We start from the raw sequence: 13,022 nt of genomic DNA, 5'->3' as shown, positions 1-13,022 counted from the left end.
AGCAGCCTAAAACCTGCTATTTTTTATTGTCGATTCAATCTGATTACTTATTATTAGCACACAGAATCATTGGACTTCGGTACTGACAGTCCAAATAGCGGACGCAAGTATAATGCTAAGAAAGTCCCTGCCATTGCGAGTATGCCCCAAATATAACCGTGCAAACTAAAAGAAGCGATACCACCGAAGTAAGCACCGATATTACAGCCAAATGCAAGACGCGCACCGTATCCCATCATCAGACCACCAATCACAGAAGCAGCAAAATTACCTGCAGTAATCTGGGTAAATTTGAACAAACCACCCGCTGCCGAAGCGATAAATGCGCCAATGATGATACCGATATTTAGTACAGTCGTTGAATCTGCAAAGATAGAAGCATCAAGAGCGGCAGCATTAGCCCCTTGCCAATAGCCCCAGCTGGCAACATCAACGCCCAAACCGCTAGCAATTTTAGAACCCCATAATGTAAAGGCTGAAGTAATGCCCCAAGGCTGACCACGCGTTAGTAAGGTCAATGCATTAAGTAGGGCTAGAATAATTGCTGCCGCAAACAGTGGCCAAGAGCCTCGAAAAATCCGTTTCCAACCAGATTCAGAAGGCACGGGTGCCATCTTTGGTGCGTTTCTTTTTCTCTCAATGATTAACGTTACCCATGCGATTAAACCGAATAGTGCAAGCGATACTAGCCACGCGCCTGTATAACCGAGGCCTGTAGAAGTGGCTAACGAATAGGGTGCATAAGCTGGCATCTCTTCTGTCCAAAATGGGAGATGATAAGCGCCAATCGTGGCTCCGACTATGAAGAAGATAAAAGTTATGAACATGACAGAACGTCCACCTCCTATCGCGTAGAGCGTGCCAGAAGCACAGCCGCCACCAAGTTGCATGCCAATGCCGAACACGAAAGCCCCCACGACTAAGCTGACACCCAACGGTGCGACATAGCCTGCGACTGGCCCACCAAAAATGGTGGTGCCATAGGCAAGTATTGGCGCAAACAACGTCACAGCGACCGCCAACATCAGCATATGGGAGCGCATTGCCTGCCCATTGCCTACTGCCATCATACGTCTGAACGCGGAGGTAAAACCAAAGCGAGCATGAAAGAGGGTATAACCTAGCAAAAGACCAATGCCAAGGAGCAATGATTGGGATATGTGTTGGGTATCAAGTAAATGAATAAGCAGCAGCAGACCTGCAACTGCGCCTCCCGCTATTAACGCTTTCTGCGGTGCATTTAAAGCAAGATTCTCTCTCACAACAGGATCTTTTGTGTCGTTTACCGGTTGAACTCTAGTGATAGTATTCAAAGTAATAGCTTCCTTCTCCGATGCATTTGATCGGATGTTATTTTTATAAGAGTTTTTTAGAATATTGGATGTAGAAGTGTGGATTCTATGTCGATTTATAGAACTTGTTGAAGTTCTACAATGAGTAACGAATCAGCGCTACATCATAGTCTTATTGGAATGAAAGTAAACATGAAGGCACTAGAAGAATAAGAATTAGCATATAATAATATGGAATAACATATATTTGAATCAGCTCGTTTGTTATTATCGGTTTTCACTATAATTGGCAGGAGCTGGCTCGTAGCTTATGCAGACTAATATTGATTACTTACATAAGATTGGTTGATAATCTGTCAAATCTCGCTAGAGTATGCACTAATAAAAAAAGTGTGCACTAATAAATTAAGCGCTAACCAAGACGCGTCTAATATTGATATGCTTGAATTTACTGAAGCTTGGCGCATATTATTTAGTGTGCTTTATCAACATATAGATCATGAGGGTGGCCTTTACTGCTGCTAAACAATGCAAAGTGCAGCAATGAGCCAAATGGCACTGATTATCGTGAGCCGCTCAAATTGTTATTAATCATATTTCATGAAGTTTTAAAGTATTAACTTTTAACTATTCAATTAATTACTTATTACCCATTATTAGAGTTCGTATGAATACATCTGTAGCACCGTCTTTGCAATCTTCCAATACTGATAACCTGCGTACTGTATCAATAGCGGTTATTTATCATAGTAATTATGGTCATACCAAGCGCGTAGCTGAAGCGATAGTCGAGGGTGCACGCCAACAATTACCAGAGGCGCAAGCTAAAGCTGTCGATGTTCATGACGTTGACTGGAATTTTTTGGATCAGGCAGATTTGCTCGTTTTTGGTAGTGCGGTATATATGGGCAGTGTCACGGCTGAATTCAAAACTTTTATGGATGAGACCTCCAAGCGTTGGTACCATCGAAAATGGGAAGGTAAGTGGGCAGCCGCTTTTGCTAACTCAGGTGGTCTAAGTGGTGACAAATTGGCAGTATTACAGCAGATTTCATTATATGCTATGCAGCATGGCATGAACTGGATTGGGCTACCACTTATGCCGACAGGTCATGGTGAAAATGATTTAAACCGATTATCAAGCTTCTTAGGTTTGATGACTCAGTCGCTTGATGGACCACCTGAGGAAACTCCAGGCAAAGGTGATATTGATACTGCTATTTGGTTTGGTGATCATTTGGCAAAGACCATAATTAAGCATCAGCCAGCATGTTAAGTGATTAAAATATAGTAAGTTAATACTCATTACGTATAAAGTAGTGAATATTAAATAATGATAAAAAAGCAGACGTCAATATTGATGTCTGCTTTTTTAATGGGCGCTGTTTATATTGATTGCTATTGATTGAACGGATTATCAACCGAATTAACATTGACTAAGTTAGGGTTAGAAGTGACAGGAATAGGACTATCAAAAAACTGAATGGCTTGGCAGCCAGTAAGTAGCGTCATGATTAAAAGCACGCAGGAAAAATTGAACGATTTCATAGTAATTCTCAGCATACCTTTTGTAGTACTCAAATAGCTTACATAATAACCAAAACCTATTATTAAGCAATAGTATACTTTTGCTTAGTGTCGTTTATTTTCAAAAATATCAAATTTACTTCAACAGAAAACAGCTGATTTTTTATGTTGTATAAATTATTTATTTGTGAGTTATATATTTACATTAAAAAATCTGTCTCAGCATTTGTATATGTTATGTATACAATACTCTCTGTATAAATTAGCCTAAGCGAATAAAGTAGTGAGTTTTCATGCAACTATTAAATATCGTTTTAATAAAATAATGAACTATATTTAAGCTTAGTAGATGTTTTTAAAGGCTTTATTAGATAATTATTAAATATTATATGATTAATTATTTTGAAAATTTTGTCACGGTTGATGTGTCAATGGTAAATTTTAATTTTTGTAAAAAAATGAGTTAAATAGGTTAATATTTAAGCAATAATAGCGAAATAGTTTTACCTTAAGAGGGTAAATATAAATTACTTGACATATAAGTGTAATAATTAATGGAAATATCTATTCATAAACGAGTAACCAACACCAATACCAACACTGAAAGTCTATACAGGACTAATCACAATAATAAGGCAGAATAGAACCGGACTGTTAGTTTTGAAAACTGTTGACTACCTTTTTCTACTTCTTTTTTATTAAGCAGCCTTAATTTTTCCAGCCACTATATGCCAGCTATATGAGGATATTATGAAGCCACTTTCTATAATGTTATCGATGCTTATTATTGGTTTCACTTCCAGCACCGTGATGGCTGAAGGAGTTAACACTCCAAGTGCAAGCTTGCCTAATGTAAGCCCTGCCAATAGCGATTTAGTCAACCGCGGTGCTTATATTGCACGTGCTGCTGACTGTATGGCTTGCCATGGCGAGGACTATACGGGGGGTGTCGCAATTGAAACTCCAATGGGTGATATTTACGCGACCAATATTACCCCGTCAAAACGCTATGGTATCGGCAACTATACCGAAGCGGATCTAAAAAAAGCGCTCCAGCAAGGCCGTGCTCTCGACCACATGATTTATCCTGCCATGCCATATCCATCTTATAACGGCATGAAAGATGAAGATGTCAGTGCGTTATTTGCTTATCTGCAGACCGTACCAGTCGTTGATGAAGCTCCTGAGTACAAAACAGATTTACCTTTTCCGTTTAACTTTCGTACCTTAATGTTAGGTTGGAACGCGATTAACATACCTTCTACAGAAAATCGTGAGGGGCTAACGCAAACGCAGCAACGCGGCGAGTACTTAGTAAATAACCTTGCTCATTGTGGCACTTGTCATACGCCGCGTAACAGTACCATGGGTTTTGATAAAGATAATTATCTGTCAGGTGCACAACTTGGCACTTGGTACGCACCAAATATCACCCCTGATAAATCGAGTGGGATAGGTAATTGGAGTGAGCAAGATATCATCACCTATTTGCGTACAGGTGAGCTGGATCAACGGGTCTTTGCTGGCGGTCCGATGGGTGAAGTGGTTGCGCACAGCACTCGCTATCTAAAAGATGCAGATTTGAATGCAATTGCCTCTTATCTTAAAGCCGTACCCGCTGTCCGAACAGATGACAAAATTCATCCGGTCGATGCATCACGTTTACCAACCCCGATTAATGAATCAATCACTCATGATCTTCTTGCTCAAAAAGATTATTTGGCACAGGCTAAAGCGGATGTTAGTGGCGGTAGTAATTCGCCCGAAGCGTTATACCTTGCTGCTTGTGGTAGCTGTCATGGGGTCGATGGTTATGGTCAGCCCGATGCCCGTTATGCACCTATTATCGGTCTAAGTAGTATCCGACGTAATAATCCAGATGGTCTAATCAACGTTATTCTTCATGGTATTAATGGCGCAACCAATACCAGTCCTAAAATGCCTGGATTTTCAGAAGAGTTAAGCAGTCAGCAAATTGCTGGTATTACCAATTATGTACGCGTGAACTTTGGCAGTCTTGCTAGCAGTAATGTAAGTGCCGCTGATGTCGATAAAGTAATAGCATCAGAACCTGAGCAACCTTTTTTAATTAAGTATGCAGGCCTGCTTGCGATAATAGGCATCATCGTAGCTATCGTCATTATTATATTTATTATTCGGACGATTATACGTTCTAGGCGCCACAGATAATTGGAATTGATTTGTTCAGACAACCAAGCAAGTAATCTTATAAATGCGTATGAGACGCTTATTACAAGACATAGATTAAGTGCAAGACGGCAGAGGAATAGAGCTTGGCATAAGATACAGAGCATATAAGCCAAACTAATAATAAGAGAAGTGCCTACTGCCACACCGTCACGCACGACAGTCTACTTAAGGACATTATTATGAATGACATGCCTCAATCACCAACGCGGCGCCAACTGCTCTCGATGATCGGTAAAACAGCGGGCGCAACTGCGATGTATCAAGCAATGACCACTTTAGGATTCGCTTCTGAATCTAGTTTTAAAGAATCTATGGATCTTAAAGGGGCGCCTCCCGGTGCTAGCATCGTCATCCTTGGCGCAGGTCTTGGCGGCCTTACTGCTGCCTATGAGTTGCGTAAAGCAGGTTATGATGTCAAGGTACTCGAGTTCCAAAACCGTGGTGGTGGACGCAGCTGGACGCTTAATAGCGGCGATAAATATACTGAGCTTGGCGGTGAAGAGGTTACCTGTGATTTTGAAGAGGGTAACTACTTTAACGGCGGACCATGGCGTTTGCCAAGTCACCATTATGCAGTATTTCACTATTGCAAAAAGTTTGGCGTTGAGATGCAACCCTTTGTTCAAACCAATGACCGTGCTTATTTGCATCGCTCTACTCACTTTGGCGGTGTGCCGCAGCGCTTAGGCGATGTAAAAAACGATATACAAGGTAACGTAGCCGAGCTGCTATCAAAGGCCGTTAACGTCGGAGGTCTTGATCGTTCGGTGAATACTGAGGATAAAGAGAAGTTACTTGAAGGCCTAAAAGGCTGGGGTGTGCTAGACAAAGACTATCGCTATAGAGCCAGTAATGAGACTACTAAACATCGTGGTTTTAGCGTTTTCCCTGGTGGTGGTTTGATGCCAAACGAAAAACCCTCAAAGCCTCTACCTATCAGTGAGATATTAGATTCTGGCATGTGGTCAGATATCTATAGCAATCATATGACTTATGGCCATCAACCAACAATGTTCCAGCCAGTAGGCGGTATGGGTAAAATCGGCGATGCGTTCACCCGCGAGTGCCGCGATATGATTGAGTTTAATGCCAAAGTCACCAAGATTCATCAAGATGAAAGTGGCGTCACTGTCAATTATGTCGATAGTAACAGTCCAGATGGGGCAACCAAGACTATACGTGCTGATTGGTGTGTTTGTAATATTCCGTTGACCGTATTGACTCAAATTGATATCAACGTCTCAAAGCCTATGAAAAAGGCAATGGCTGCCGTACCTTATGACACCTCTTATAAAGTTGGCCTAGAGTTCAACCGCCGTTTTTGGGAAGAAGACGAGTGGATCTTTGGCGGCTTGACCTATACTGATATGCCTATCACGCAAATCGCTTACCCTTCAGAAGACATGTTTAAAACGGGAACAGGGGTGTTACTAGGTGCATATGGCTTTGGCCCAACTTCTTATAAGTTCAACACGCTAACCCCAAAAGAGCGTATCAATGTTGCACTTGCTTATGGTAAATACATTCATCCACAGTATCCAAAAGAGTTCCGCGCAGGAACGTCAGTGGTGTGGCACCGTATCCCATGGACATTAGGTTGTTATGGTATCTGGAGTGAGTCAAGCCGTGAGCAGTATTATGATCAGTTGTGTAGTATTGACAACCGTATTGTACTGGCAGGTGAGCACTGCTCACACATTCCTGCATGGCAGGAGGGCGCTATTCTATCTGGCATTGATGCAGCCAATCGCTTACACCAAAAAGCAAAAATGCTTGGTTAATGTTGATAACTATAATAAATTCAGAGGCTATCATGGACAATATAAGCATAAAAAACATGACATCCAGAATGCTCAATATGATGTTGCTTAGTGGGATAAGCACTGCAGTATTGTTAGGCTGTAGCCAACAAGCAGATGATGTAGAGACACTGGCTAGTAAACAAGACACTGTGCAACCGGCTGATAATCAAGCCAGTCGTAATACTGGGGCTTGGGGCGGCGTGTATATGACTCGTGATGAATTAAGAGCGCCCAATATCAACATCGTTGATGACAGCTCACTGCCAAGCATGGAAAACGATCCAAGTATTGCAGAGTGGGAAACCAAGTTTGAAGGTTCAAATGCCTTTATTACTACCAATGGCGCCAAACTATATCACGACTCTTGTGCAGGTTGTCATATGCATGAAGGTCAGGGCGCTTATGGGGCAGGCTATTACCCACCGCTAGCAAATAATAGTAAAATGCAGTCGAAACACTATATTATTGATATCTTAATTAATGGCTTTCGCGGAATGCCGTCATTTCACATGATGATGAACGATGAGCAAATGGCAGCTGTTACTCAGTATGTCGTCAATGATCTAAATGGTTTTAAGCAGACCGTTACTGCTAAAGATGTGGCACAGCTAAGGCATGCCAACCCACCAGGTTATGATCCAAGCGAATAAGTTTGTCATAATTAATCTTACTTAGGTAATAACTAACAATAGTAATCAATAAAAAGCTCAACAAAAAAGCGTCCAGTAATATTATTGGACGCTATTTTATTGCTGGCTATTACTAGAATTCGACTAAATATTAGAGGTGATAGCTATTAAAAACGGCTTAAAATGCAGCTATTCCTTCAGATGTTTTATTCCTGAGTCTTTGTAAAAAAACGTGCTTGATAGATAATTAAGCAAGCAATTTCAGTGAAATAGTTTTATTTTAGTAGAGTTGCCTCAACGTTATTTGCTAAACATTATATAGGTGACATACAAGGATGTTTATTATGAAGCCGTTTTCTGTGCTGTTGTCAGCACTTGCATTTAGTATGGCCTCTAGCACTTTGATGGCTAAAGAGATAAGCTTTCCTATTCCTAGTGCAACTTTACCCAATGTTAGCCCAGCAAATAGTCCTCTCGCTAATCGCGGTGCTTATGTTGCGCGTACCGCTGACTGTATGGCTTGTCATCGTGAAGACTATAGTGGCGGCGTAGCGATTGAAACGCCTATCGGCAATATTTATTCGACCAACATCACACCTTCTAAACGTTATGGCATTGGCAATTATACCGAAGCTGATTTTACAAAAGCTCTGCGCAAGGGACGTGCACCGGGTTACCAGCTTTATCCTGCCATGCCATATCCGTCCTATCATGGGATGACTGATGACGATATCAGTGCATTATTTGCTTATTTTCAAACTGTACCAGTCGTTGATAAACCACCTGAAAAAACCACTAAATTACCATTTCCATTAAATATTCGCAGTTTGATGTTAGCTTGGAACGTCATCAACGTACCTTCTACTGAAAACCGTCAAGGTCTTACCCAAACGCAGCAACGTGGTGAATATCTAGTCAATAATTTAGAGCACTGTGGCACATGTCATACACCACGCAACCTTACTCAGGGTCTTAATAAAGACAAGTATTTATCTGGTGCGCTGCTTGGTAAATGGTATGCACCAAACATTACGCCTGACAACGATAGCGGGATTGGTCGCTGGAGTGAGCAAGACATTAGTATTTATTTACGTACTGGAAAGCTTGATAAACGTGCGTATGCTGGTGGGCCAATGGGTGAGGCAGTCGCGCACAGTACTCGCTATTTAACCGATGAAGACTTGATAGCAATCGCCGATTATCTAAAGGTAATACCGGCCATCAAGACTGATGATTACTTAATACCAGTGCATGTCTCACGTTTGCCACGTCCAGCCAGTGACTCTATTACTTACAACTTACTTGAGCAAAAAGACTATTTAGCGCAAGCAAAAGCCAATACCAGTATCAACGCTAATAGCAGCTCGTCAAAAGCATTGTATCTTGCTGTTTGCGCCAGTTGTCATGGTGTCGATGGTTACGCCCAGCCTGATGCACGTTATGCCTCTATCGTAGGACTAACCAGCATTCGCCGTGCTAAGCCAGATGCGCTGATTAATGTCATTGCCTATGGCGCTAAAGGCGCACTAAATACAGCGCCGAAGATGCCAGGTTTTTCAAAAGAATTAACTCATGCTCAAATTGCCAGTATCGCCAATTATGTGCGAGTTAGTTTCGGTGGACTGCCAAACAGCGATGTTAGCGCCACTGATGTTAAACGCATACTGAAGTAAGTGTAAGCATCAAGACAGATCACAAAAACGCTTATCAGTATCTAATGCTATGCACGCCTGCTTTATTACAAGGACAATATAATGAACGATATGCTTCAATCACCCACACGGCGGCAACTGCTGTCAATGATTGGCAAAACTGCTGGAGCAACAGCCATGTATCAGGCGATGACCACGCTGGGCTTTGCGTCTGAATCTAGCTTTAAGCAAGAAATGAATCTCAAGGGCGCGCCTGCTGGAGCAAGTATCGTTATCCTTGGGGCAGGCTTGGGTGGTCTCACTGCGGCTTATGAGTTACGTAAAGCGGGCTATAAAGTGACTGTTCTTGAGTACCAAAATCGCGGTGGTGGACGCAGTTGGACATTAAACAGCGGTGACAAATATACAGAGCTGGGTGGAGCTGAGGTCACTTGCGACTTTAAAAAAGGCAATTATTTTAATGGCGGCCCGTGGCGATTGCCTGTACATCATTATGCCGTATTCCATTATTGTAAAAAGTTCGGAGTCGCATTACAGCCTTTTATTCAAACCAATGACCGTGCTTATTTGCATCGTACCAATCATTTTAATGGCGCGCCGCAGCGTTTAGGGGAGGTGCAAAGTGACATTCGCGGTTATGTCTCAGAGTTGTTATCCAAAGCGGTTAATACTGGTGGCCTTGATAATACCGTTAATAAAGAAGACAAAGAAAAACTGTTAGAAGGTTTAAAAGGTTGGGGCGTTCTTGATAATAATTATCGCTATGTCAAAAGCCATGAAACTAGCAAGCACCGCGGTTATAGCGTTTATCCAGGTGGCGGGTTGATGCCCGATGCCAAGCCCTCGACTCCGATACCAATGGACAAATTATTAAATTCGGGAATGTGGTCAGATATCTATGCCAACTATACCGTTTATGTGCATCAACCAGCGATGTTTCAGCCCGTTGGCGGTATGGGAAAAATCGGTGATGCGTTCACGCGTGAATGCCGCGATATGATTAAGTTCAATGCCAAAGTCACCAAAGTTTATCAAGACGAGACTGGTGTAACCGTTGATTATGTCGATAGTAATAACATCGATAGTGAAACCAAAACTGTACGTGCAGATTGGTGTATTTGTAATATTCCACTATCAGTATTAACCCAAATTGATATCAATGTCTCAGCACCAATGAAGCAAGCGATGGCAGCCGTCCCTTATGACAGCTCTTATAAAGTAGGTTTAGAATTCAAGCGCCGCTTTTGGGAGGAGGATGAATGGATATATGGTGGCATCACTTATACTGATATGCCTATCTCGCAAATATCTTATCCTTCACAAGACTTGTTTACTACTGGTTCAGGCGTACTACTGGGAGCTTATGGGTTTGGAGAGGCATCCTATAAGTTTAATTCTCTAACACCAAAAGAACGCATTAATGCGGCATTAGAGTATGGTAAATATATACATCCGCAATATACCAAAGAGTTCCGCTCGGGTACTTCGGTCGCGTGGCATCGTATCCCATGGTCGCTCGGTTGCTATGGGCTTTGGAGTGAGTCTAGCCGTGAGCAGTATTACGAGACGCTTTGCAGCATTGATCATCGAATCGTGCTGGCAGGAGAGCATTGCTCACACATTCCAGCTTGGCAAGAAGGCGCAATATTATCCGGTATGGATACAGCTAAGCGGTTACATCAAAAAGCAAAAAAGCTTGTCTAATAAGGGTGACGATTAAGCAAGGATGACTATAATGAACTTAGGAGCAATCATGGATATGATGAGATTACACCCAATTGAACCATCTCATCCGCTCAAGTTGTGTAAAGCAGCAATCATCTTAGTTATCGGAGGTGCAGCTGCGTTATCAGGCTGTAGTTCATATACTAAAGAAAAGGCGGTCACTATTGCCAGTCAACAATCAGCACCAGTGCTATTTGATAATCAGGCTAGCCGCAATAATGGTGCGTGGGGTGGGGTGTATATGTCGAAAGAAGCGCTTGCCCGCCCGCCTATGAATATCGTCAATGTTAGCTCGATACCAAAGATGCAGAATGATGCCAACTTACAAAAATGGCTCGCAAAATTTGAAGGTAGCTCACAAGGTAAAACAGGCTTTTTTACGATGAATGGTAAAAAGCTCTATGAGGACTCCTGCGCGGGTTGTCATATGCAAAAAGGCGAAGGTGCGCAAGGGGCAGGCTACTATCCGCCGCTAGCCAATAATAGTAAGATGCAATCAAAATACTATATCATTAGCGTTGTGATGAATGGTTTGCGCGGTATGCCATCCTTTCATAGTATGATGAATGATGAGCAAATAGCGGCTGTGACTCAATACGTGCATAGCGATCTGAATAAATTTACGGATACGGTCACTGCGGCTAACGTTGCCCAATTACGCCATGAATTTCCACCGGGTGCGGATCCTAGTGAGTAAGCTTGTTATCATAAACAAAAAAAGCGTCTGATAAATAAGTTATCAGATGCTTTTTTTTAAAACGTTACGAAGTAATAAAATTATTGCGGGCTGGCTGACCATACCGGTGAGCGGATAATGCCTTGACCAGACTTACCGAATGACTCACCACCATTTAATGACTTAATGGTTAATACGCCTTTCCCGCCTTGAGTTGAGGCATATACCACACGCTTACCATTAGGTGAGAAGCTTGGAGCCTCATCAATACCGGTATTACCCAAATTAGCAGTCACTGCACCGTTACTGTTCATAATTGCAGCTGAGCGCCCACTCAAAAAGGCAATTTGCGTGCCGTCACTACTAAACTGCGGACTGGTTGCATAACCACTATTAGATACTTTGGTTGTCCGACCTGAGCCAAACTCATAGCGATAAATTTGTGGCTTATTAAAGCCTGCTCTATCAGAAACAAATACAAAAGACTTACCATCCGGCGCATAATTTGGTTGCACTTCACTGCTTGGCCAGTTTGTCAGCTTTTTAAGGTTGCCACCACCTGCGCTCATCTCATAAATATCAGCACTACCTTCAAAACTGCTGGAGAATAGTATTTTACTACCGTCAGGGGAGAAAGATGGGCTTAGGTTACTGCCTTTATATGGAGTAACAACAGTGGCCGCGCCGCCACTCACATTTTGTACATAAATTAATGGATAGGATTTGTCGCGCTGTACTGTATAGGCAATGCGCGAAGCATCAGGTGACCATGCTGGCGAAAATATTGAGCCTGTGACTTCAGTGATGGTTCTAGAGTTTTCACCATCGGCGTCCATGACTTTTAAGCGAGATATCTTATCTTTGCCGCGTCCAGTCTCTTCAATATAAGCAATACGCCCTGAGAAGTCACCCGGCGTGCCAGTAACAAGCTCATAAACTTTATCCGCGATAACGTGCGCTGCATAACGCAAACTTTCTTGATTGTTATCCGCACTTAAGCTTTGCTTACCTTGAAGCACGCGACCAGATTTGACATCAATCACTTCATAGTTAGTCTCGATTTTACCGCGATTGGTACGGGTGCTACCGACTACTAGATAAGGAATACCTAAGCTTTGCCATACTGGTAATGTCCCAGCGAGCTCGCTACTACTACGCGGTTGCTGCGGTAAATTTTTGCTAGTAACGTTGAGCTCAGTTCTACTCAAGTCGTTTAAGATAATGGGCGATAGCACAGAATCACCAGCGAAAGGCACAAAAGCGACCTGATTTTGTTGTACTGGAATCTCATAATCTAATTCTAGTACGACAGGGGCAGCGTATAAGCTAGGAGCAACAAGTAGGCTTGAGGCACTGGCAAGTAAAGTAATCAAAAGTTTTTTGTGAGTACGCATGACTGAATTTAGCTCCTAGAATAAGGTGGTAATCGTTTTTTATATACTTTAATTGAGTACCACGGTAAGACAATATCACAACTGACGCAAGTTTTTTAAGATGAAATTGGCAAT

Annotated in this window: 9 protein-coding genes; 7 read left to right on the top strand and 2 right to left on the bottom strand. The window is 42.3% G+C overall.

All coding sequences use genetic code 11. The annotated features are described in order from the left end of the window. Positions 1–53: 53 nt before the first annotated feature. Positions 54–1,313, bottom strand: a complete 1,260-nt coding sequence (locus AK823_RS07655) for a YeeE/YedE family protein (protein WP_068327965.1) — start codon at positions 1,311–1,313, stop codon at positions 54–56. Between the two features lie 646 nt (positions 1,314–1,959). Here AK823_RS07655 and AK823_RS07650 point away from each other — a divergent pair. The 7 genes from AK823_RS07650 to AK823_RS07620 all read left to right on the top strand — a co-directional run bounded on the left by AK823_RS07650 (position 1,960) and on the right by AK823_RS07620 (position 11,535). Beyond that, positions 1,960–2,568 carry a flavodoxin family protein gene (locus AK823_RS07650; protein ID WP_068327963.1) on the top strand — a complete coding sequence of 203 codons (609 nt, stop codon included), beginning with the start codon at positions 1,960–1,962 and terminating at the stop codon, positions 2,566–2,568. Between the two features lie 1,001 nt (positions 2,569–3,569). Continuing rightward, the gene (locus AK823_RS07645) at positions 3,570–5,009 is read left to right on the top strand and encodes a cytochrome c (protein WP_068327961.1); all 1,440 of its coding nucleotides are present in this window, start codon (positions 3,570–3,572) and stop codon (positions 5,007–5,009) included. Between the two features lie 200 nt (positions 5,010–5,209). Continuing rightward, positions 5,210–6,811: a flavin monoamine oxidase family protein gene (locus AK823_RS07640; protein ID WP_068327958.1), complete on the top strand. Its 1,602-nt coding sequence runs from the start codon at positions 5,210–5,212 to the stop codon at positions 6,809–6,811. Positions 6,812–6,867: 56 nt separating this feature from the next. Continuing rightward, a complete protein-coding gene (locus AK823_RS07635) occupies positions 6,868–7,482 on the top strand; it encodes a cytochrome c (RefSeq protein ID WP_228138829.1) in 615 nt (204 codons plus the stop codon). A 323-nt stretch (positions 7,483–7,805) separates the two neighbouring features. After that, positions 7,806–9,134: a cytochrome c gene (locus AK823_RS07630; RefSeq protein WP_068327956.1), complete on the top strand. Its 1,329-nt coding sequence runs from the start codon at positions 7,806–7,808 to the stop codon at positions 9,132–9,134. Positions 9,135–9,215: 81 nt separating this feature from the next. Then, a complete protein-coding gene (locus tag AK823_RS07625) occupies positions 9,216–10,817 on the top strand; it encodes a flavin monoamine oxidase family protein (protein ID WP_068327953.1) in 1,602 nt (533 codons plus the stop codon). A 58-nt stretch (positions 10,818–10,875) separates the two neighbouring features. Continuing rightward, positions 10,876–11,535: a cytochrome c gene (locus AK823_RS07620; RefSeq protein ID WP_149031897.1), complete on the top strand. Its 660-nt coding sequence runs from the start codon at positions 10,876–10,878 to the stop codon at positions 11,533–11,535. Between the two features lie 80 nt (positions 11,536–11,615). Here the strand turns inward: AK823_RS07620 and AK823_RS07615 are convergent, their stop codons facing one another. Continuing rightward, a complete protein-coding gene (locus tag AK823_RS07615) occupies positions 11,616–12,908 on the bottom strand; it encodes a PD40 domain-containing protein (protein ID WP_068327950.1) in 1,293 nt (430 codons plus the stop codon). Positions 12,909–13,022: the final 114 nt, after the last annotated feature.

This window comes from Psychrobacter sp. P2G3 (assembly GCF_001593285.1).
Taxonomy (GTDB): Bacteria; Pseudomonadota; Gammaproteobacteria; order Pseudomonadales; family Moraxellaceae; genus Psychrobacter.
This window is presented reverse-complemented; position numbering and strand designations above follow the sequence as displayed.

Excerpts from the sequence above, each read along its gene's own strand:
- AK823_RS07620 (WP_149031897.1), top strand. The coding sequence starts at position 10,876 with ATGAGATTACACCCAATTGAACCATCTCATCCGCTCAAGTTGTGTAAA.
- AK823_RS07625 (WP_068327953.1), top strand. The coding sequence starts at position 9,216 with ATGAACGATATGCTTCAATCACCCACACGGCGGCAACTGCTGTCAATG.
- AK823_RS07615 (WP_068327950.1), bottom strand. The coding sequence starts at position 12,908 with ATGCGTACTCACAAAAAACTTTTGATTACTTTACTTGCCAGTGCCTCA.
- AK823_RS07635 (WP_228138829.1), top strand. The coding sequence starts at position 6,868 with ATGACATCCAGAATGCTCAATATGATGTTGCTTAGTGGGATAAGCACT.
- AK823_RS07640 (WP_068327958.1), top strand. The coding sequence starts at position 5,210 with ATGAATGACATGCCTCAATCACCAACGCGGCGCCAACTGCTCTCGATG.
- AK823_RS07650 (WP_068327963.1), top strand. The coding sequence starts at position 1,960 with ATGAATACATCTGTAGCACCGTCTTTGCAATCTTCCAATACTGATAAC.
- AK823_RS07630 (WP_068327956.1), top strand. The coding sequence starts at position 7,806 with ATGAAGCCGTTTTCTGTGCTGTTGTCAGCACTTGCATTTAGTATGGCC.
- AK823_RS07645 (WP_068327961.1), top strand. The coding sequence starts at position 3,570 with ATGAAGCCACTTTCTATAATGTTATCGATGCTTATTATTGGTTTCACT.